This window comes from Streptomyces sp. NPDC107454 (assembly GCF_055582885.1).
On sequence record NZ_JBVJPA010000001.1, the window covers coordinates 273,971 to 293,794 of the forward strand.

Annotated in this window: 14 protein-coding genes and 5 pseudogenes; 9 read left to right on the forward strand and 10 right to left on the reverse strand. The window is 70.8% G+C overall.

What is annotated here, in order from left to right; all coding sequences use genetic code 11:
* Positions 1–62: 62 nt before the first annotated feature.
* From ACZ69M_RS01190 to ACZ69M_RS01210, 5 genes and pseudogenes are all read right to left on the reverse strand, one after another.
* On the reverse strand, positions 63–1,457 hold the full coding sequence (locus tag ACZ69M_RS01190) for an amino acid permease (RefSeq protein WP_470045875.1): 1,395 nt from the start codon (positions 1,455–1,457) through the stop codon (positions 63–65).
* Positions 1,458–1,579: 122 nt separating this feature from the next.
* Positions 1,580–2,250, reverse strand: a pseudogene (locus ACZ69M_RS01195) (TauD/TfdA dioxygenase family protein).
* Positions 2,247–2,855, reverse strand: a pseudogene (locus tag ACZ69M_RS01200) (LLM class oxidoreductase); the annotation flags it as partial. The pseudogenes ACZ69M_RS01195 and ACZ69M_RS01200, both read right to left, overlap by 4 nt.
* 1 nt (position 2,856) lies before the next feature.
* Positions 2,857–3,018, reverse strand: a pseudogene (locus tag ACZ69M_RS01205) (sulfonate ABC transporter ATP-binding protein); the annotation flags it as partial.
* Positions 3,018–3,209, reverse strand: a pseudogene (locus ACZ69M_RS01210) (sugar kinase); the annotation flags it as partial. The pseudogenes ACZ69M_RS01205 and ACZ69M_RS01210, both read right to left, overlap by 1 nt.
* Before the next feature lie 509 nt (positions 3,210–3,718).
* On the opposite strand from ACZ69M_RS01210, the gene ACZ69M_RS01215 reads away from it, so the two are divergent.
* Positions 3,719–4,309, forward strand: coding sequence for a biotin transporter BioY (locus ACZ69M_RS01215; RefSeq protein ID WP_470045876.1), 591 nt, complete (start codon positions 3,719–3,721; stop codon positions 4,307–4,309).
* A 68-nt stretch (positions 4,310–4,377) separates the two neighbouring features.
* Here the strand turns inward: ACZ69M_RS01215 and ACZ69M_RS01220 are convergent, their stop codons facing one another.
* Entirely contained in the window at positions 4,378–5,103 is a 726-nt protein-coding gene (locus ACZ69M_RS01220) for an LPXTG cell wall anchor domain-containing protein (RefSeq protein WP_470045877.1), read from the reverse strand.
* 184 nt (positions 5,104–5,287) lie between these two features.
* Between ACZ69M_RS01220 and ACZ69M_RS01225 the strand changes: the two genes are divergently transcribed.
* Entirely contained in the window at positions 5,288–7,441 is a 2,154-nt protein-coding gene (locus ACZ69M_RS01225) for a serine/threonine-protein kinase (protein ID WP_470045878.1), read from the forward strand.
* Between the two features lie 76 nt (positions 7,442–7,517).
* Here ACZ69M_RS01225 and ACZ69M_RS01230 read toward each other — a convergent pair whose 3' ends face one another.
* Positions 7,518–9,011, reverse strand: a complete 1,494-nt coding sequence (locus tag ACZ69M_RS01230) for an amino acid permease (RefSeq protein ID WP_470045879.1) — start codon at positions 9,009–9,011, stop codon at positions 7,518–7,520.
* Between the two features lie 238 nt (positions 9,012–9,249).
* Between ACZ69M_RS01230 and ACZ69M_RS01235 the strand changes: the two genes are divergently transcribed.
* A complete protein-coding gene (locus ACZ69M_RS01235; protein WP_470045880.1) occupies positions 9,250–9,738 on the forward strand; it encodes a ribose-5-phosphate isomerase in 489 nt (162 codons plus the stop codon).
* A 342-nt stretch (positions 9,739–10,080) separates the two neighbouring features.
* Here ACZ69M_RS01235 and ACZ69M_RS01240 read toward each other — a convergent pair.
* Positions 10,081–10,294, reverse strand: a pseudogene (locus ACZ69M_RS01240) (hypothetical protein); the annotation flags it as partial.
* Here ACZ69M_RS01240 and ACZ69M_RS01245 point away from each other — a divergent pair.
* Positions 10,293–11,102, forward strand: coding sequence for an Fpg/Nei family DNA glycosylase (locus ACZ69M_RS01245; RefSeq protein WP_470045881.1), 810 nt, complete (start codon positions 10,293–10,295; stop codon positions 11,100–11,102). The pseudogene ACZ69M_RS01240 and the gene ACZ69M_RS01245 sit on opposite strands and share 2 nt — an antisense overlap.
* Positions 11,103–11,124: 22 nt before the next feature.
* Here the strand turns inward: ACZ69M_RS01245 and ACZ69M_RS01250 are convergent, their stop codons facing one another.
* Positions 11,125–12,354, reverse strand: coding sequence for a GNAT family N-acetyltransferase (locus ACZ69M_RS01250; RefSeq protein ID WP_470045882.1), 1,230 nt, complete (start codon positions 12,352–12,354; stop codon positions 11,125–11,127).
* 150 nt (positions 12,355–12,504) lie between these two features.
* Between ACZ69M_RS01250 and ACZ69M_RS01255 the strand changes: the two genes are divergently transcribed.
* The 4 genes from ACZ69M_RS01255 to ACZ69M_RS01270 all read left to right on the forward strand — a co-directional run bounded on the left by ACZ69M_RS01255 (position 12,505) and on the right by ACZ69M_RS01270 (position 17,594).
* A complete protein-coding gene (locus ACZ69M_RS01255; RefSeq protein WP_470045883.1) occupies positions 12,505–13,677 on the forward strand; it encodes a PP2C family protein-serine/threonine phosphatase in 1,173 nt (390 codons plus the stop codon).
* A 145-nt stretch (positions 13,678–13,822) separates the two neighbouring features.
* The gene (locus ACZ69M_RS01260; protein ID WP_470045884.1) at positions 13,823–14,635 is read left to right on the forward strand and encodes an ABC transporter ATP-binding protein; all 813 of its coding nucleotides are present in this window, start codon (positions 13,823–13,825) and stop codon (positions 14,633–14,635) included.
* Positions 14,635–17,142: an ABC transporter permease gene (locus ACZ69M_RS01265; protein ID WP_470045885.1), complete on the forward strand. Its 2,508-nt coding sequence runs from the start codon at positions 14,635–14,637 to the stop codon at positions 17,140–17,142. Before ACZ69M_RS01260 ends, ACZ69M_RS01265 begins: the two co-directional genes overlap by 1 nt.
* Positions 17,139–17,594 carry an HD domain-containing protein gene (locus ACZ69M_RS01270; RefSeq protein ID WP_470045886.1) on the forward strand — a complete coding sequence of 152 codons (456 nt, stop codon included), beginning with the start codon at positions 17,139–17,141 and terminating at the stop codon, positions 17,592–17,594. Before ACZ69M_RS01265 ends, ACZ69M_RS01270 begins: the two co-directional genes overlap by 4 nt.
* 46 nt (positions 17,595–17,640) lie before the next feature.
* Here ACZ69M_RS01270 and ACZ69M_RS01275 read toward each other — a convergent pair whose 3' ends face one another.
* The gene (locus tag ACZ69M_RS01275; protein WP_470045887.1) at positions 17,641–18,855 is read right to left on the reverse strand and encodes an acyltransferase family protein; all 1,215 of its coding nucleotides are present in this window, start codon (positions 18,853–18,855) and stop codon (positions 17,641–17,643) included.
* A gap of 644 nt (positions 18,856–19,499) precedes the next feature.
* On the opposite strand from ACZ69M_RS01275, the gene ACZ69M_RS01280 reads away from it, so the two are divergent.
* Positions 19,500–19,694, forward strand: coding sequence for a hypothetical protein (locus ACZ69M_RS01280; protein WP_054231893.1), 195 nt, complete (start codon positions 19,500–19,502; stop codon positions 19,692–19,694).
* Positions 19,695–19,824 lie beyond the last annotated feature (130 nt).

The window sequence follows — 19,824 nt, forward strand, 5'->3', positions numbered from 1 at the left end:
CGTTAGCAACAAAAAGACCCTCGTGCAGGTCGCACGAGGGTCTTTCGGGGGAGCGGGAACGGTCAGCGGGCCGCGCGTGCCCGCTGCCAGGCGTATCCGACGGCCGCCAGGAACAGCGTCATGCCGCCCGTCGAGTACAGCTGCACCCGGGTGTCCGGCTGCCGGGCCATCAGGACGAAGATCGCGGCCATGCCGGCCAGCGCCACCCAGGTCAGCGCCGGGAACAGCCACATCCGCACGACCAGCTTCTGCGGTGCCTCGCGCTCCACCCGGCGCCGCAGCAGCAGCTGCGAGACCGCGATGAAGATCCACACGACCAGGATCACCGCGCCGATCATGTTCAGCAGCCAGGGGAAGACGTCGTCCGGCCGCCAGTAGCTCAGCAGCACGCACACGAAGCCGAAGACGCAGGAGACGAGCACCGCGACCCGAGGGACCCCGGCCGAGACCCTGCCGAGGACCTTCGGGCCCTGGCCGCGCTCCACCAGCGAATAGGCGATGCGCGAGGAGCCGTAGATGTTGGCGTTCATCGCCGAGAGCAGCGCGACGAACACGACCACGTTCATCAGCTGACCGGCGCCGGGGATGCCCAGGTGGTCGAGGGCGGCGACGTAGGGGCCCTTCTCGACGACCTCCTTCGAGTCCCAGGGGACCAGCGTGACGATGACCGCCATGGAGCCGATGTAGAAGAGCGCGATGCGCCACATCGCCGTACGGACGGCGCGCGCGACGCCCTGGACCGGGTCCTGCGACTCGGCCGCCGCGATGGTGACCGTCTCCAGACCGCCGTACGCGAAGACCGACGCGAGCAGACCGACGACCAGCCCCTCGCTGCCGTGCGGGAGGAAGCCGCCCTGGCCGGTGAGGTTCGAGGTGCCAGGGGAGTCTGTGCCGGGGAGCACGCCCGCGACGGCCAGCACACCCAGCACCAGGAACAGGCTGATCGCGCCGACCTTCAGCGCGGCGAACCAGAACTCGAACTCGCCGAAGTTCTTCACGGCGGCGAGGTTCGCGACACAGAAGACCACCATGAACAGGGCGACCCAGGCCCACTCGGGCGTACCCGGCAGCCAGCCGGTGACGATCTTCGCCGCCCCGATCCCCTCCAGCCCCACGGCCGTGCAGAGCAGCACCCAGAAGGACCACCCCGCGGTGAAGCCCGCCCACGGTCCGATCGCCCGCTCGGCGTGCGCCGAGAACGAGCCCGAGGACGGATACGCGGCGGACATCTCGCCGAGCATCCGCATCACCAGCATGACCAGCAGACCGGAGACCGCGTACGCGATCACGATCGACGGTCCGGCGGCGGCGATCCCCGCGCCGGACCCCACGAACAGGCCGGCGCCGATCACACCGCCGAGGGCGATCATCGACAGATGGCGCTGCTTGAGGCCGTGGGACAGCGCAGCGGGTGCGTCGGGAGCGGTGGGTGGGGTGTCGAGGGTGGTGCGGGACATGAGAGCGGGTGGTCCCTTACGTGCGAGTGGGCAAAAGCGCCCACAGTCTGGGCAGCCTCTCCGCTCAGCGGGAGAGGCTGCCCACTATGCGGACACCCGTGGTACGGAGCGTGAGATTTCCTTTACTCGGCCACGGACGTGTAGTGCGAGGTGTCGCCCTCGATCGAGTAGCTCTCCTTGCCCTATGTTCTCCGGCCGGGTGACGTACGACTGGAACAGGTCGAGCAGCTTGCGGGACTCGCCCACCGACAGCCCGGCGATCCGCTGCGCGAACCCGCCGATGAACAGCCCGCGCTCACCGGATGGGGTCCCCCCTGCTCGAGCGAAGCCGAGAGCTTGGGGGAGGGCGGACCCGGACGACGGGATGGGCGGTACGGAACCTGATGGACGTGAACCGGGCGCGCTGGGCGGCCTGTTCCTCGTCGATCTGCTCGTCGGGCACCGCGTAGTCGTAGTCGTTGGTGTGCTCGGCCCACAGGGTGTCGGCGAGCGCGCGCAGCGGGGCGGGCAGGTCCCGGTAGGCGGCCGCCGAACTGGCGATCAGGGTCTCGCCGCCGTACGGCGGGATCGTGATGCTGCGCAGGGTGCTGGCCTGGGGCGGGTTGGGGACGAAGGTCACGTCGGTGTGCCAGTGGTTGGCGCGCCCGCGCTCGCCCTTGTGGACGTCGAGGGCCTCGCGGATCGCGGTGACCTGTTCGTCGTCGAGCGGCTTGGAGATGTCTACGCCGGAGACCCGGGCGCCTGTGTGCGCGGTGACCTTGCTGATCTCGAGGGACCTGCGGGGTCCTTTCAGGCGAGCGCGGGCTGGAGGTACTGGTTGGCGGGGCGGGGGAGGCCGTAGCGCTCCCGGAGGGTCCGGCGCGGTCCGTACTCCGTGCGGAGCAGGCCGCGGGCGCGCAGGACCGGGACGACGTGGTCGACGAACAGACCGAGGCCGGAGGGAAGTACGGCGGGCATGATGTTGAAGCCGTCGGCGGCGCCGCGCGTGAACCACTCCTCGATCGCGTCGGCGACCTGCTCCGGCGTGCCGGCGAAGGTGAGGTGCCCGCGCCCGCCGCCGAGCCGCCCGATCAGCTGCCGCACGGTGAGCCGTTCGCGGCGGGCGAGTTCGACGACGAGGGTGCAGCGGCTCTTGGCGCCCTCGATGACGTCCTCGGGAGGCAGGTCCGCGGGGAGCTGGGCGTCCAACGCCAGCGTTCCGGGCTCCAGCTGCAGCAGGTGCTCCAGACGGTCCACGCCGTGCGTGTACACGATGTGGTCCTCCAGGATCTGCTCGTTCGCCCGCGCCTCGGCCCGCGTCGAGCCGAGCACCGGGACGATGCCGGGCAGCACCTTGATGTGCTCGGGGTACCGGCCGGCCGCCGCCGTACGGGACTTGAGGTCCGCGCAGAAGGCCTGGCAGCACGGAGGGCCGGTGGCGCTCCCACGGCTCGCGCAGCAGGACGTGCATCCGGATCCGGGTCAGCGCGTCCAGCGTGCCGAACGGCTCGTCGGTCAGCAGGAGTTCGAGCTCACGGACGAGCGAGCGGGCCAGGGCCGCGCGCTGGGCCTCGCCGCCGGAGTGAACCGGGCGCAGTAGTCGGTCACCGAGGCAGGGGAGAGGCCGGTCAGCCGGGCGACGGTGCTGCGCGCCACCGGGCCGTGTTCCAGGACTGAGCGCAGGATGACGCCGGCGCTGGTGCGGCGGCGGTCTCCGGCGGTGGCGCGGTGGGGTGTCGCGGGAGGGGAGAGAGCCAGGGAGGTACGAGGCATGGCGCTTCCTGGGGAGCGTGTCCGAAACGGTCGCGTCGTGGCGAGCCGGATGCGCTCCGCCCGCCCTACCCGGGGCGACAGGTGGCGGTGCCCTGGCGTCGCAGGTCGACATGGCGACGCGACGCGAAGTTCTCAGCCTGGGCAACCATGCCCTGAAGAGTAGGTCTCCCCCCGATTCCGGCCAGAGGAGCCGTCTCCCGACCGTCGGTCCGCCCGAGCTCCCAGGGGCGCGGGGAACCGCGCGACCGGCCCCACCCACCCGCGGACGGACGAAGACGCCCAGCGGCGCGAATTGGCGGGACCCTACAGGCCGCGCTCGGACCTCTCCGCGGACAAAACCATCCCACCTCAGTGACCAGCATCACGCCCCGATAGGTGTATGCGGCCTCCTTTGTAAGGGCTCCACCAAGTCCCGGATCCCCGCTTTGTCGATCGCACACGGTGATCCACCCGCCCCCCTGGGATAGCGTCACCGTGTCCCGACCCCCCCGTCACCCGCCGGAGTCCCCATGAGCACCGCTGCCGCCACCCCCCGCCAAGGCATCCGCCCCGGCGAGGTCCTCGCCGACCTGCTCCCGGCCTCCCGCGTCAGGGACATCACCCTCGTACTCGGCGGAGCGGCCCTCACCGGCCTCGCCGCGCAGATCTCCCTGCCCGTGCCGGGCTCCCCGGTCCCGGTGACCGGCCAGACCTTCGCCGCGCTCCTCGTCGGCACGGCCCTCGGCGCGGGCCGCGGCTTCCTCTCGCTCGCGCTCTACGCCCTCGTCGGCATGGCCGGCATGCCGTGGTTCGCCGACGGCGGTTCCGGCACCGCCGCCCCGTCCCTCGGCTACATCCTCGGCATGATGCTCGCCTCCGCCGCCGTGGGCGCCCTCGCCCGCCGCGGCGCCGACCGCTCGTTCCTGCGCACCGCGGGCACGATGCTGCTGGGCGAGGCGATCATCTACGCGGCCGGCCTCCCGTACCTGGCCGCCGCCACCGGCATGTCGCTGAGCGCGACCCTCGCGGCGGGGTTCACCCCGTTCCTGATCGGCGACGCCCTGAAGGCGGCGCTGGCGATGGGCGTCCTGCCGACCGCCTGGAAGTTCCTCGACCGCTGAGGCCGTAGTCCCCTCGCCAGAGGCTCGCCGGGTCGTACTCCCAGTACGACCCGGCGAGCCTCTTGCGTTCACGACTGCGGCTGCCGGCGGGGCCGCCGCTGGGCCCACCACATTCCCGCCGCCCCGACGGAGACGAGCGCCGCCCCCGCCGCGCCGAGCGGCAGCAGGTCACTCCCGGCGCCGGTCTTGGGCAACTGGTCACCGCCCGGTGTCACCGGCTTGTTCTCGGTGTCGAGCAGCAGCGGAGTGGCCGGAGCGTTCGGCGACGGGTTCGTCGTACCGAACGGCACCGGGCCCTGCTGCCAGAACGTCTTCTTTCCGGCGCTGTCCTGCACCGGCAGGCAGATCTTTCCGGTCTTGCTCAGATCGAAGGTCGCGGCGACGGCGTACGACTGCGACTTTCCGGCCGCGAGATTGCCGACATCGCACACGAATCCACTGTTCGAACCCTTGGGCAGATCCTTGTCCGCCATGGCGGAACAACCCTTGACGCTCTTGACCTGTAGGCCGTCGAATCCGACCACCAAAAGCCGGATCTTTCCGCTGTCCTTGGTTCCCTCATTCTTCACCGTGGCGGTCAGCGCCGTTTCGTGCGAGCTGTTGTCCACCGAGATCTTCTCGGGCAGCAGCGTGGTCAGCTTCACCCCCGCAGGCGCCGGGTCCATGGCCTTTCCCCCCTTGCTGCTCCCCGGTCCCTGGTCGTCCGCGACGGCGGTGAAGGAAAGGATCATCACGGCCGAGAAAGATGCCGTGAGCAGCGATCCCGCGATGGTCGTCGTGTGACGAGAACTCATGTTCGCCCCCCTTGGCTGCGCCTGAATTCGCAGTACTTGAAGAGGTACCACAAGATTTCTCCGCACTATGCTGGTACGGCATGAAGTGTGACCATTGTGTTTCTGCTGTGGTGGACGATTGTGGCGGGTGTTGAGGGGGTGCAGGGGATTGACGGGGAATACGAGTGGCGGTGTTCCGGGATTATTGGTGACGGGTCGATATCGGCTGGCCGAGAGTATTGGCCAGGGGGGAATGGGGCGGGTGTGGCGAGCCACCGACGAAATGCTCGACCGGCAGGTCGCCGTCAAGGAAATGCGGATCGACGGACTCGACCCGGAGGACACCCGAACCCGCCGCGAACGCACCCTGCGCGAAGCCAGGGCCACGGCCCGGATCGACCATCCCAACGTCGTGCGCATCTACGACGTCGTGGACCAGGGCGAGCGGCTGTGGATCGTCATGGAACTCGTCGCCGGCCGTTCCCTCGAACAACTCGTGGTCGACGACGGACCGCTCGACCCGCCCGCCGCGGCCCGTATCGGACTCGAACTGGTCGCGGCCCTGCGCCAGGTGCACGCCGGGGGAGTACTCCACCGGGACATCAAGCCGGGCAACGTTCTGGTCGAACGGCGCGGACATCGTGTCGTCCTCACCGACTTCGGCATCGCCGCGCTCCAGGACGCGGAGGCGCTCACCATGGTCGGCATGCTGGTCGGCTCTCCGGACTACATGGCACCCGAGCGTGTCTCCGGACGCCCCCAGGGTCCGCCGTCCGACGTCTGGTCGTTGGGGGCGACGCTCTGCGCGGCCCTCGGCGGCCGCTCTCCGTTCTCCCGTTCGACCACCCTGGCGACGTTGCACGCGGTCCTGTACGAGGAGCCTGAACTCCCCTCCACGGCTGGTGACTTGGGGGAGATCCTGGCCGCCCTGCTGGAGAAGGAGCCGTCGACCCGACCGGGTCTGGCGGAGCTCGAGACGGCGTTGCGCCCGATCGCCTTCCCCCGACCGGAGGAGACCGAGTCCCCGGAAGCGGGGTTCGTACCCGAACCGGCGGCGGAATCAGCGAAATCACCGGAATCACCGGAAGTGCCAGAGGCGCGGGAACCATCGGTGGCGGCAGAGGCGCGGGAGATAACGGAGGCACCGGGGGCATCCGAGTCGCCAGAGGCATCCGCGATGTCAGAGGCATCCGAGACGTCGGAGGTGGGAGGGGCGGCCGAGGCTCCGGATGTACTGGGGACTCCGGGGTTGCCGGGGACTCCGGGGTCGCCGGGGATGCCGGAGGTACCGGGGACGTCGGGGATGCCTGAGGCACCGGAAGCCACGCCGCCCCCCGTCCCCCCGTTCCACCAGGAGTCGCCCACGCGCGCGCTCCTGGATGTGAGCCTCATACGCGCGGCGCAACACCTTCCGCCCCGGCGAGCCCCCGAGCCGCCCCCCGAACCAGCCTCCGAGCCGGACCCCGTACAGGACGCCATCCCGGAGCCCGCCCCCCTACCCGATCCAACCCCCGAACCCCCACCCCCACCCGCGCCCACCCTCGCCCCCGAACCCACACCCGCCCCCGCCCCTGAGCCCAGCGCACCCTCACCGCTTCCCGAACCCCCCTCCCTCGCCACGCACACCACGGTCTCCCGCGCGGTGGTCATGCCGCCGGGCGAGTTCCCCGGCCCTGCCGTGCCCTCCGTCCCACGGCGGGGCCGGCGCCGGATGGGCCTGGCCGCCGCCGGTGGTGTGGTGATCGTGGGAACCGTCGTCGGGCTCGTCATGACGCAGACGGGCGGCTCCTCCCACGACACGACCGGCGCCTCCACTTCGACCTCGGATTCGACCTCGCCATCGGCCTCGTCGACGTCGCCGAACTCCACGCGGACCTCCTCCACCGACCCCTCCTCCCCACCCCCCACCGTCGACGGCACGTCACGCCCGCCGAGCCTGCCGGCGGGCGCCCGGAAGGAGGCCGGACTGTACGCGTGGGTGCCGCCGCAGGGCTGGCAGCGGGTGGCGCAGAGCGGTTCCGAGGTGCACTACACCTCGCCCGACCGCGCGCAGGAGATCGTGGCCAACGCGACCCCGGCCCGGGGTGACCTGCTGGCGCAGTGGCAGCAGGCGGAGGTGGGCACCAGCAAGGGTCTGAACTACCGCCGGATCCGCCTGGAGCGCACCACGTTCCGCGGCGCGCCCGCGGTCGTCTGGGAGTACACCGTCACGGCCAGGGGCAGGCTCTGGCACGTCCGGCTGCTCGGCTTCCGCTCCGGCGGCACGTCGTACGAGATCAGCACCTGGTACCACCCCGACATCGAGGCGACCGCGCTCCCCGTCTACGACGCGGTCAAGAAGAGCTTCACGCCCCTGTGAACGGGGAGGGGCCCGGCGGCAGCTGCCGCCGGGCCCCTCCCCGTTACCGATTCCGCCGGAATCCGCGTCCGCGTGCTCAGGCCTCCGACGCGGCGTCGACCGGCTCCTTGGCGCCCACCGGCGCGCCGACGCCCGCGGGCTCGGTCGCCGCGGAGCCGCCGAGCTTCTGCTTCACGACGGCGATCGCGAGCACGACCGCGGCGACGAGCAGCGACAGCAGTACGGTCTCGCGTCCGTCGTGTTCCGTGTCGGTCAGCATGTAGCCGAGGACGAAGACGATCAGCGCGGCCGTCGCCCAGGTCAGGTAGGGGTACAGCCACATCTTCACGACCAGCTTCTCCGGCGCCTCGCGCTGGATGATCTTCCGCATCCGCAGCTGCGAGAAGCAGATGACCAGCCAGACGAACAGGGCGACCGCGCCGGAGGAGTTGACGAGGAAGAGGAAGACCGAGTCCGGGAACTTGTAGTTGAAGAAGACGGCGACGAAGCCGAAGACGACCGAGACGACGATCGCGGCCATCGGGACACCGCGCGAGGTGGTCTTCGCGAACACCTTGGGCGCGTCGCCGCGCTCGCCGAGCGAGAACGCCATCCGGGAGGCCGTGTAGAGGCCGGAGTTCAGGCAGGACAGCACGGAGGTCAGCACGATGAAGTTCATGATCTCACCGGCGTGCGCGATGCCGAGGGAGTCGAGGGCTGCGACGTAGGAGCCCTTGTCCTTGATGGAGGGGTCGTTCCACGGCAGCAGGGACACGACGACGAGGATCGAGCCCAGGTAGAAGACGCCGATGCGCCAGATGATGCTGTTGGTGGACTTGGTGACGGCCCGCTGCGGGTCCTCGGACTCACCGGCGGCGAGGGTCGCGATCTCGCTGCCCATGAAGGAGAAGACGACGAGGAGCACGCCGGTGAGGATCGCGCCGGGCCCGTGCGGCAGGAAGCCGCCGTGCTCGGTCAGATTCCCCAGGCCGGCCTTCGGGGCGTCGACACCCGGCAGCACGCCGAAGATCGCGAGTCCGCCGACGATGACGAACGCGCCGATCGCCACGACCTTGATCCCGGCGAACCAGAACTCGAACTCGCCGTACGAGCCGACGGAGACCAGGTTGGTCGCGGTGAGCACGACCATCACGATGAGCGCCCAGCCCCACTGCGGTACGCCGGGCATCCACCCTTCGAGGATCTTGGCTCCCGCGGTCGCCTCGACGGCCAGCACGACCACCCAGAAGAACCAGTACAGCCAGCCGATCGAGAAACCGGCCCAGCGCCCGAGCGCGCGGTCCGCGTGTGCGGAGAACGAACCGGAGGTGGGGTTCGCGGCGGACATCTCGCCGAGCATCCGCATCACCAGCACCACGAGCGTGCCGACGAGGGCGTAGGAGAGGAGGATTCCGGGGCCCGCGGTGGCGATACCGGAGCTGGAGCCCACGAAGAGGCCGGCTCCGATGACGCCACCAATGGCGATCATGGTCAGATGACGGTTCTTGAGGCCTGCCTGGAGGCCCGAACCGGGTTCTCCGGGGCCTCCGGGGCCGCTTGCGGCCTTTGTGGGGGTCGGCTGCGAGGTCATGAGGGGGATTCCTTTGCGCCGGGTGAGCAGATTCCCGTACGAGCGGTGTACGGGCCCGAGCGGGTCCTTGTAGGGACCCTGTAACGAGCCGGTCCAGTGAATCGGAGGCAAAGGAATTCGTGAACCTTTGAATCCAGATCGTTACTTGAGGTTTCCTTGAGGTTTGTAGCCTTGCTCACAGTTTTCGCTGGCGACACCCGGCGAGGTCGGTCCGAAACGGCCGTGTCACACTCGGACCATGCGCGTGTATCTCGGCTCTGATCATGCCGGTCTCGAACTCAAGAACCACCTCGTCGAGTGGCTCAAGGCCGCCGGGCATGAGCCCGTCGACTGCGGGCCCCTCATCTACGACGCCCAGGACGACTACCCGCCGTTCTGCCTCCGCGCGGCGGAGCGTACGGCGGCCGATCCCGAGGCGCTCGGCATCGTGATCGGCGGCTCCGGGAACGGGGAGCAGATCGCGGCGAACAAGGTGGACGGGGTTCGTGCCGCGCTCGCCTGGAGCGAGGAGACCGCGTCGCTGGGGCGGCAGCACAACGACGCCAACGTGGTGGCGGTGGGTGCGCGGATGCACTCCCAGGAGGAGGCGACGAAGTTCGTGGAGGTCTTTCTCTCCACGCCGTTCTCCGGTGACGAGCGCCACATTCGCCGCATCGACATGCTGTCGGCGTACGAAAAGACCGGCGACCTCCCGCCCATCCCGCCCCACCACCCCCAGCAGGCCTGAGCCTTCGACCGAGGGCGAGCGGGGCTTCCCCACGCCTCTACAGGCCCGGGGCCGCGCCCCGGTTCCCCGGCCGTCCGTCGTTCGTCGGCCGCGGGTGGGTGGGGGTTGCTCGCGCAGTTCCCCGCGCCCCTGAGGGATCGGGGCTGCGCCCCGGTTCCCCGGTCGCGCGTCGTTCGTCGGCCGCGGGTGGGTGGGGGTTGTTCGCGTAGTTCCCCGCGCCCCTGGGGGATCGGGGCTGCGCCCCGGTTCCCCGGCCGTCCTTCGTTCGTCGGCCGCGGGCCGGTGGGGCTGGTGGCGCAGTTCCCCGCGCCCCTGAAAGCCCTCACCCTGGCCCGCATCACTCAGCCCGTCCGGCGTTTGAGGACGAGGCCGTTCAGGCCGATGGGGGAGGTCCGGGCGGATGCCCGCAGGGGTGCAGGGGGCGGCAGCCCCCGGGGGTTCGGGGTTGAAGGGGCGGAGCCCCTGGGGATGGGACGGGTAGGGGCGGCGGGGGCGGAACAACAACCCCCGAGCCGTCGACGCCGTGGAAGACACTGCCGCACGAGGAGGACCCCGTGCCCGAGGGGCACACGATTCACCGGCTGGCCGAGGACTACGAGGCCAGATTCGGCGGCGGGCCGACCCGCGTCACCAGCCCCCAGGGCAAGTTCACCGACGCCGCCGCCCTCCTCGACGGCACCCCCCTGGAACACGCCGACGCCCACGGCAAACACCTCTTCCTCGCCTTCCGCGCCGCCGACTGGATCCACATCCACCTCGGCCTCTTCGGCAAGGTGAACTTCGGCGATGCCCCCGCCCCGCCCCCCACCGACACGGTCCGCCTCCGCCTCGCGAACGCCACGTCGTACGTCGACCTCCGCGGCCCCACCACCTGCGCCCTGATCACGGACGACGAGAAGCAGGCGATACACGCCCGCCTCGGCCCGGACCCCCTCCGCGCCGACGCGGACCCGTCGGCGGCGTACCACCGCGTCTCCCGCAGCCGTACGACGATCGCCGCCCTCCTCATGGACCAGAAGATCATCGCGGGCGTCGGGAACGTCTACCGCGCAGAAGTCCTCTTCCGGCACGGCATCGATCCCTACCGCACGGGGAAGGACATCACCCCGACGCAGTGGGACGCGATCTGGACGGACCTGGTGGCACTCATGCGCGAGGGCGTCCGCAACAACCGCATCGACACCGTCCGCCCGGAACACACCCCGGAGGCCATGGGCCGCCCACCGCGCGTGGACGACCACGGCGGCGAGGTGTACGTGTACCGCAGGGCCGACCTGCCCTGCCACATCTGTGGCGGCGAGATCCGCACCGCCGGTCTCGCCGCCCGCAACCTCTTCTGGTGCCCGGCCTGCCAGAAGAGCTGAACTTGGGATCGACCCCCTGGGGCTAGAACCCGTGGGGCAACCAGGGCGCGACCGTCGACGAGAAGCCCACCGAGGCCTCCGCGAGCGCGCCCTGCCGCAACTCCCGCACCCGCCCCGCCGCCGCGAGCGAGGCCAGGGACACCCCGCCGAGATACGCCGCCCCCAACTCCCGTACGGACAGCGCGAGATCGGCGGTGTCCGACGTACGCACACAGGTCGCGCCCTTGGTGTCCCCGGTGAGCCGCCAACGCCCCTCGTTCCAGGGGCAGAACACGTCCTCCACCTCGAACACCACGTCCACCGGCGCCTGATACGTCCGCGCCTCCAGCGCGGCACCGACGTCCACGAGCCGCACATGCAGCGCGTCCCGCATCCGCACCGCGCAGCGGCGGATGTCGGACACCATGTACTGCCACGCCTCGTCGACGGGGCGACCGTACGCGTGCAGCGTGGACGTCAGGTCGATCTCGAAGAGGAACCGCCACAGCGCCGCGTGCGCCGCCGGGTCGAGCGCCTCCAGTTGGTCGAGGCGGACGGTGAACCCGGCCCCGCGGTGGTCGCCGTCCTGCTTGATCCGGAACCGGGCGTAGCCCACGACCTCGTCGTCCCGCTCGGCGACCACGCACTGCAACGGCGACGCCCCGTCCCGCTCGCTCTCCGGGTCAAGCAGCATCGCCCGGTCCCAGTCGGGCCGCCGCGCCAGCATCCCGGGCCGGCCCGGGACCAGCCGCGCGTACACCGCCTCGCAGGCGTCGAGCACATCGGCGGGCGCGGCGTACCGCAGACGTACGTCATCGGTGCCGGGCGGTACGGACAGACGTACCCGGGTCGTGTCGATCTCGACGTTGTACTGGTGGGTCGCGATGCCGTAGCCGAACCGGCCGTAGATCACCGGCTCCGACGCGGTCAGTACGGCCAGCGGTTCGCCCCATGAGCGGATGTCGTCCAGCTGCCGCCGCATCATCGAACTGAGCAGCCCGCGCCGCCGGTGGGTGGCCGCGACGCTCACCATCGTGATGCCCGCGGCCGGTACGGAGGTGCCGCCGGGGACGGTGACCAGGAAGGAGAACGCCCCCGCGGTGCCCACGCACTGGTCGCCGTCCCAGATCCCCAGGAAACGGTCGTACTCTGTGAGCGCGTTCATCACCTCGCGCTCCTCGGACGACTCCGGTACGCCCCCGAACGCGCGGACCAGGTTGTCGTACCACGTGTCCCACTCGGGCTGCCGCAACACCCGCAAGTCAGTCGTCATACGCCATGACTACCAGGGCAATGCGGTACGAGCGAGGGAATTTCCCCCACCTCCGGAGGCGGCGTGCACTGTGATGTTGAGCGCTCGGACGGGGGACAAGTGGGACCTCCCGTGCCAAGCACCTGGTCCGATGGATAGGGTCCCGAACTAATGGCAGCAGGACGAGAGCGGCGCGCGGAAGCCGAGACGTTCACGGCCCGGTTGAAGAAGCAGTGGCACCGGGCCCGCACCGGCGTGCGCAGATCCGCCGTCGACTACTTCCGCGGCGACGGTTCGGACTGGATCGCACTGGCCGGTCTGCTGCTGACCATCCCCGTGATCGCGGCCACGACGCTGATGAACTCGGTCTGGTGCTCCCCGGCCGCGCTGGTCCTGCCGATCGTCGCGGGCGGCCTTCTGCTGCGCCCCGCCAGCCTGCTCGGTCTGTACGCGGCCGCCGCCACCGCGCTGATAGTGGAGTCGGTGAAGCTGGGCCCGTACACCGAGGGCCCCTCCCGGGTCACCCCGGGTGTGGTCCTGGTGGTCGCGGCCTGCGGCTTCTTCGGCCTGCTGATCGCCCAGTTCCGCAGCCGGGTCGGCGTGCCCTGGCGGCGCGGCGGCACCATGCTCTTCGACCTGCGCGAACGCATCCGGGTGCAGAGCAAGCTGCCGGGCCTGCCGCTGGGCTGGCACCGGGAGATGGCGCTGCGCCCGGCGGGCGGTCAGTCGTTCTCGGGGGACTTCGTCGTGGCCGCACGTACGAACAGCGGCCGAACGCTCGAAGTCGTTCTGACCGATGTGTCCGGAAAGGGGATGGATGCGGGGTCGCGCGCCCTGCTCCTCTCCGGAGCATTCGGCGGCTTGTTGGGATCGCTCCCACCCCACGCCTTCCTGCCCGCCGCGAACGGTTACCTCCTGCGCCAGGACTGGGACGAGGGCTTCGCCACGTCGATCCATCTGGTCCTGGACCTGGACTCCGGCGACTACGAACTCTTCTCCGCCGGGCACCCGCCGGGCCTTCAGCTCAGCGCGGGCAGCGGGCGCTGGGAGGAGAAGGCCGCGGAGGGGCCGCTCCTCGGGGTGTACGACGGTGCCCAGTTCGACCCCGTCAAGGGTTCCCTGCGACCTGGGGACGTCCTGATGCTCTTCACGGACGGTCTGGTGGAAACCTCCGACCGTGACATCGTCGAGGGCATCGACCGCCTCACCGGCGAGGCCGACCGCTATGTCGCGGGCGGTTTCCACGGCGCCGCGTGGCACCTCATCGAGGCGGTCGCCAAGGACGTCAACGACGACCGAGCCCTCCTCCTGATCTGCCGGGACGGCGCCACGGCAATCCGCTGACGACTCCGCGTCCCGCCCGCGGGCGGGTGGGGTTCTCCCCACCAGGAGTCGGCGGTCCGCCTCATGGTCCCACCCCCCTCCACATCCGTACGTTCGAGACATCACCCGAGCGAACAGACGAATGCGGCGGAAGGACGGACCCCTCATGGGCCTGCGGAAGAAGCGCCACGAACACGCGAACGCGGTCGCGGCCGACCCGGGTCCGACCACCGACTGGGCCGTCGAACTCCGCGGCGTACGACGTCAGTACGGCCGTGGCGGCAACACCGTCCACGCCCTGCGCGGCCTCGACCTCGCCCTCCCCCGCGGCAGCTTCACCGCGATCATGGGCCCCTCGGGCTCCGGAAAGTCCACGTTCCTCCAGTGCGCGGCCGGCCTCGACCGCCCCACCGCCGGCACCGTCCACCTCGGCGGCACGGACATCACCCGCATGAGCGAGAACAAGCTGACCGCCCTGCGCCGCACCCGCCTCGGCTTCGTCTTCCAGGCCTTCAACCTCCTCCCCTCCCTCACGGTCGAACAGAACGTCGTCCTCCCCACCCGCCTGGCGGGCCACCGCCCCGACCGCCACCGCGCCGCCGAGGTCCTCGCCCAGGTCGGCCTCGCCGACAAGGCCCGCCGCCGCCCCGGCCAGCTCTCCGGCGGCCAGCAGCAACGCGTCGCGATCGCCCGCGCCCTGGTCACCCGCCCGGACGTGGTGTTCGCGGACGAGCCGACGGGAGCCCTGGACACGACCACGGCCGCCGAGATCCTCGGCCTGCTCAGGGGAGCCGTCGACGGCCTCGGCTCGACGGTCGTCATGGTCACCCACGATCCGGCGGCCGCCGCCTGGGCGGACCGCGTCCTGTTCCTCGCCGACGGCTCGATCGCCGACCACCTCGAACGCGCCTCGGCCCAGCACATCGCCGCCCGCATGACATCGCTCACCACCCCCGCGTACGCCCGAGCGGCAGCCTGATGACCAGGTCCGCACGCCTCCCCAACGGTCTCGCCCGCGCCGCCCTCCGCTTCAGGCCCGCCGGTTTCGTGGGCACGTTCGTCGCGCTCGCGATGGCCGCACTCGTCGTCGCGGCCTGCGGCATCCTCCTGGAGACGGGCGTACGGGCATCCGTGCCGCCCCAGCGCTACGCCCATGCCCCGGTCGTCGTCGCCGCCGACCAGCGCGCCCATCTCGTCAGCGGCCACGGCGAGGACCGCGAGGACGAGACCACCCAGGTCCCGGACCGGGCCCGCCTCGACAACTCCCTCGTGGCGAAGGCCGCCTCGGTACCGGGAGCGCGTACGGCGGTCGCCGATGTGACCTTCCCCGTCCAGGCCGACGCGGACACGACCGGTACCGCGCACACGACCGGTACCGCACACGAGGCCCGTACCGCGCATGGCTGGGGTTCCACGGCCTTCACCGGCGAGAAGGTCGTGTCCGGCCGCGCCCCCGGCCCCGGTGAGGTCGTCCTTTCCGACGCCCGGGGCAGGGCCGTCGGCGACCGCGTCACGCTCACCACCGCCGACGGACCCCACACCTTCCGTGTCTCCGGCACGACCGCCCCACAGCCGACGCCCACCGTCTGGTTCGCCGACGCCGAGGCCGTACGCCTCTCCGCGTACCCGGGCCGGGTCGACGCCATCGCCGTCCTCCCCAAGGACGGCGTCCGCGCCGAGACACTGAAGTCCCAGGTGGCGCGGGCCCTCGGCGCCTCCTCGGGCGCGCGGGTGCACACCGGCGACGACCGGGGCGCCGTCGAGAACGCCTCGCTCGCCGAGGCCAGGGAACTGCTCACCGGGCTCGGCGGCTCCTTCGGGGGCGTCGCCACCGTGGTCGCCGTCTTCACCGCGGCCGGTACCGTCGCCCTCTCGGTCGGCCAGCGCCGCCGTGAGTTCGCGCTGCTGCGCGCCATCGGCACGACCCCGCGGCAGATTCGCCGCACGATCGCCACCGAGGCCCTGCTCGTGGCCCCCGCGGCGGGAGCGGTCGGCTGCCTCCCCGGTATCGGCCTCGCCCATTGGTGGTTCGGACAGCTGAAGGACAAGGGCGCGGTCCCCGAGACCGTCGAACTGTCCGTCTCGTACATCCCGCTGCTCACCGCCGTGGGCACCGTGCTGCTCACCGCGCTGCTCGCGGGCTACATGGCGGCCCGCCGTTCCTCGCGGATCAAACCGGGGCTCGCGCTCGGCGAAGCGTCCGTGGAACGGCTGCGGCCGGGCTGGATCCGTACGCCGCTGGGGCTCGCGGCGGCGGCCGGCGGCTTCGTCTGCGCGGGCCTCGCCGCCTCCCTGACCGGCGAGGACGCGGCCAACGCGGCGCTCGGCGTGGTCATGCTCTTCATGCTGGCGGTGGCCTTGCTCGGACCGCTGGTGGCGCGTGTCTGCGCCGCCCTGTTCGGGCTGCCGCTGCGCGGCGCGGGCGCCTCCGCCGCGCTGGCCGCCGCCAACTCCCGTACGAACGCCCGCCGACTGGCCTCCGCGATCACCCCGATCGTGCTCGCCATGGCCTTCTCCTCGGTGCTCGTGTTCATGCACACGAGCGAGGAGCGGGCCACCCAGGAGCAGCAGCGCCGCGGCATCGTCGCCGATCACATCGTCACCTCGGACACCGGTCTCGCCCCGGACGCGGTGGCACGGGCCGCCCGCACGCCCGGCGTGACCTCGGCCGTGGGCCTGCTGAAGACGGCGGTACTGGTGCCGGTGAGCGGCTCACTGGAGTCGGCCACCGCCCAAGGGGTCACCGGATCCGTGCGGGAACTCGCCGCCGTCCAGGACCTGGACGTCCGGCAGGGCGCCCTCTCCCTGAAACCGGGCGAGGTCGCGATGGACGCCTCGCTCGCGGACAGCGCCCACGCCGAGGTGGGCGACCGGCTCGCGCTCCGCCTGCCCGACGGCACCAGGGTGTCCCCGACGCTCGTGGCGACGTACGGCCGGGGCCTGGGGCTGTCCCAGGTCACGTTCGCGAGGGCCGACCTGGCGCGTCACGTGACCGACTCCTTCGACAGCGAGATCTGGACGAAGGGCGGCACGGCGGCCGGTCTCTCCGGGCTCGGCACGGTCCTCGGCCGCGCCGACCACACCGTCGCCGAGTCCCGGGACCGCGCGCTCAACGCGTGGGCGAACACCGTGATGGCGGCGGTGCTCGGCGGATTCGCGGCCGTCGCCGCCGCCAACACCCTCGTGATGACGGTCCTCGACCGGCGCGACGAACTCGGCACGCTCCGGCTGATCGGCTCCACCCGCCGCCAGGTGCTGCGCATGATCCGCTGGGAGGCCCTGCTGGTCGCCCTGGCCGGCATCGTCCTCGGTACGGCCATCGCGCTCGCCACGCTGGTGCCGATGATGAAGGGGCTGACCGGGCAGGGACCGTACATCCCGCCCCTTTTGTACGGGTCCTTCGCCGGGGCGGTTGTCATGCTCGGTCTGACGGCGGTCACCGTCCCCGCCCGCGCGGCGCTGCGGCGGGAGACACTGGAGGGGTGACGCAGACTCTCCTGACCCTGGCCGAAATAGAGGCCCTCGCCCGTACGGCGCATGCCGCCCAGACCGACAAGGCGGGGCGGCCGTACACCGAGCACCTGCAGGCCGTCGCGGACGGGGTCCGTGAGCGCGGGGGCGACGACGAGCAGATCGCGGCGGCCTGGCTGCACGACGCCGTCGAGGACGACGTGCTCTCCGAGGACTGGCTGCGCGAGGCCGCGCTGACCGGGCGGACGAAGGACATCGTGCTCGCGCTGACCAAACGCGAGGGAGAGCCCCCGGAGTCGTACGCGAAACGCATTCGTACGACTCCGGGAGCTCTCGTGGTAAAAGCCTCGGACCTGGCGCACAACGCCGATCCGGCCCGGCTCGCGGTCCTCGACGAGCACACCCGCGCGCGGCTGACCAAGAAGTACGCCGCGCTGCGGGCGCTGCTGGGACTGCCGCCGGGCTGACAGCGGCCGTGCCGGGCCGACCGTGGTCGTACCGGGCCGACGGTGGTTACGCCGGGGTCCTGGCTCGTTCGCGGGCCAGCTCCGTGGCGTCCCGCCTGAACGCCCACTCCATGCTGGGCTCCATCGCGAAGCGGAAGACCCGCCGGACCGGCGCCGTGCACAGCAGGGTGACGGCCACGCCCGCGACGAGGGTCACGAAGATCTCGCCGAGCGGCCGGTGCAGCCACTTGTGGTCGAACCAGCCCCAGTAGTCGCCGCCCTTGACCAGGAAACCGTGCAGCAGATAGCCGTACAGCGTGCCCGCGCCGAGCGCCGTGAACCACGTCCTGCGGCGCGGCACCCAGGCGAAGAAGCACGCGGTGAGCACCAGCGAGCAGCCGAGGAGGGCGAGCACCATCACGGGGCCGACCCACCAGGGGACACCCAGCTCCTGGGCGCTGTCGCGGTGGTAGAACCAGCCGGGGTTCATCCGCGGCACCGCCCACCAGCTCACGACCAGCGCGGCGGCGAACACCGGCACCGACAGGATGCGCACCTCGCGGCGGCGCACCAGCTGGAAGTGCTCGGGCTTCATGCACAGGCCCAGCACGAAGAACGGCAGGAACTGGAGCGTCCGCTGCAGATCCAGGTCGTCACCGATGGACGGCGAGGTGGTCGCGAGCATGGCCACGAGGAGCGCGAGCGGAAGCGGCCAGCGGACCAGCTTCCACAGCGGCGTCGTCAGCCGCCAGATGAACAGCGCGCACAGGAACCAGGTGAGGAACCAGGGGTCGAGCAGGCTGACCGGCAGCGAGGGATCGTCGTCGGCCCAGCGCTTGAACAGGACGTACGCCACTTCGAAGACGACGTACGGCACGGCGACGCCGGTGACCAGGCGCTTGAGCCGGTCGGCGCGCATGTCGAAACTGCGGGAGAAGTAGCCGGAGATGATGATGAAGGCCGGCATGTGGAAGGCGTACACGACCATGTACGCGGCTTCGAGGATGCGGCTTTGACCCTTCAGGGGCTCCCAGGCATGGCCTATGGCCACGAGCACGATCGCCAGGTACTTGGCGTTGTCGAAGAAGGCGTCGCGCGGTTTGCCGGGCTGGGTGGCGGTGGCGGCCGTGGGGGCGGTGGCGGCCGTGGCGCCGGCCGGCTTCGAAGTCCGGTCGGACGGCAGGCTCGGGGCCGAGCGCGCGGTCGGCACCCCCTCCACAGGCCGCTCTGCCGGGGGGAGCGGCGTTCGACGGGGACCGTTCGGGTGGAGCGAGTTCGTCACGAAGCCTCCCACCAGAAACCGCGGGGAGCGGAGGGAGCGGGGGAGACGATCCAGGACCTTGCTGCTCTTGCGGGGGACGAGGCGGCGTGGAACATCTGAGGCACCCTAGCGTTGTCTGTGTGTCTTCGTAAAACTCCTGACGTTATTCCTGCCTATCACGTGTGAGTTCGTCCGTGAGTAACGTTTCGAGTACCCCAGGATTTGACGATTTCCCCTTACCGCGCACGACAGTTGTGGTGCCGTTCTGTCCGTATTCGTCACGACTAATTGGTGCATAACACTCGCGGGCGACTCTGGTGAAATGTCCATTCTTCGGTGTCTTCGGGGTCATCTTCCGGGCGCCCTCGGGGGATTTCTCGCCGGGCCTGTGGCAACAATTGGAAATTCCTGCAAACGGGATGTGTGGACACGGCAGCGATCCCTCGGAATTTCCCATGCGGGCGTACGGTCGAATTACCGTACGGGGTCGCGCAGTTGGTCCGCCACGGGAGGGTGGGGGAGTGCGGTTCCCAGGCGGCCCTGGCCGACGATGCGTCACCTGCGGCATACGGGGGCCGCGTTGGTGGCACGATGGTTCTGGCGGGGGTGTGTGGGGCTGCACCCCCGGGCCGGGAGAGCGGACCGACCGTAGGGTGTGATCAGTTGTGGCCATTTCGCTGTCAGTGGTACTGCTGTTGGCGATCATCCTCGTGGTGCTGATCCGAGGGGGATCGATCAAGGCGGGGCCCGCCATCGTCGCGGTGCTCTTCGGCTTCTTCCTCGCATCGACCGGAATGGCTCCGTCCATCCAGCGGTTCCTGGACTCGATAGCACAGACGATCAACTCGATCAGTTTCTGATCCCTGGTTCTGATCTCCGGGCGGGACGGGCCGGCGCCTTCACCGCCCCCATTCGTGGACGCGGACCCGACGGCCGCGCCCCGGGTCGACCGCGCTCTCCACACCGGCTCGATCAGCGATTCGGCCGACC

Bases quoted from the DNA above. Each gene is read 5' to 3' on its own strand.
- ACZ69M_RS01190 (WP_470045875.1), bottom strand. From the start codon at position 1,457: ATGTCCCGCACCACCCTCGACACCCCACCCACCGCTCCCGACGCACCC.
- ACZ69M_RS01250 (WP_470045882.1), bottom strand. From the start codon at position 12,354: ATGACGACTGACTTGCGGGTGTTGCGGCAGCCCGAGTGGGACACGTGG.
- ACZ69M_RS01230 (WP_470045879.1), bottom strand. From the start codon at position 9,011: ATGACCTCGCAGCCGACCCCCACAAAGGCCGCAAGCGGCCCCGGAGGC.
- ACZ69M_RS01235 (WP_470045880.1), top strand. From the start codon at position 9,250: ATGCGCGTGTATCTCGGCTCTGATCATGCCGGTCTCGAACTCAAGAAC.
- ACZ69M_RS01220 (WP_470045877.1), bottom strand. From the start codon at position 5,103: ATGAGTTCTCGTCACACGACGACCATCGCGGGATCGCTGCTCACGGCA.
- ACZ69M_RS01255 (WP_470045883.1), top strand. From the start codon at position 12,505: ATGGCAGCAGGACGAGAGCGGCGCGCGGAAGCCGAGACGTTCACGGCC.
- ACZ69M_RS01260 (WP_470045884.1), top strand. From the start codon at position 13,823: ATGGGCCTGCGGAAGAAGCGCCACGAACACGCGAACGCGGTCGCGGCC.
- ACZ69M_RS01215 (WP_470045876.1), top strand. From the start codon at position 3,719: ATGAGCACCGCTGCCGCCACCCCCCGCCAAGGCATCCGCCCCGGCGAG.
- ACZ69M_RS01265 (WP_470045885.1), top strand. From the start codon at position 14,635: ATGACCAGGTCCGCACGCCTCCCCAACGGTCTCGCCCGCGCCGCCCTC.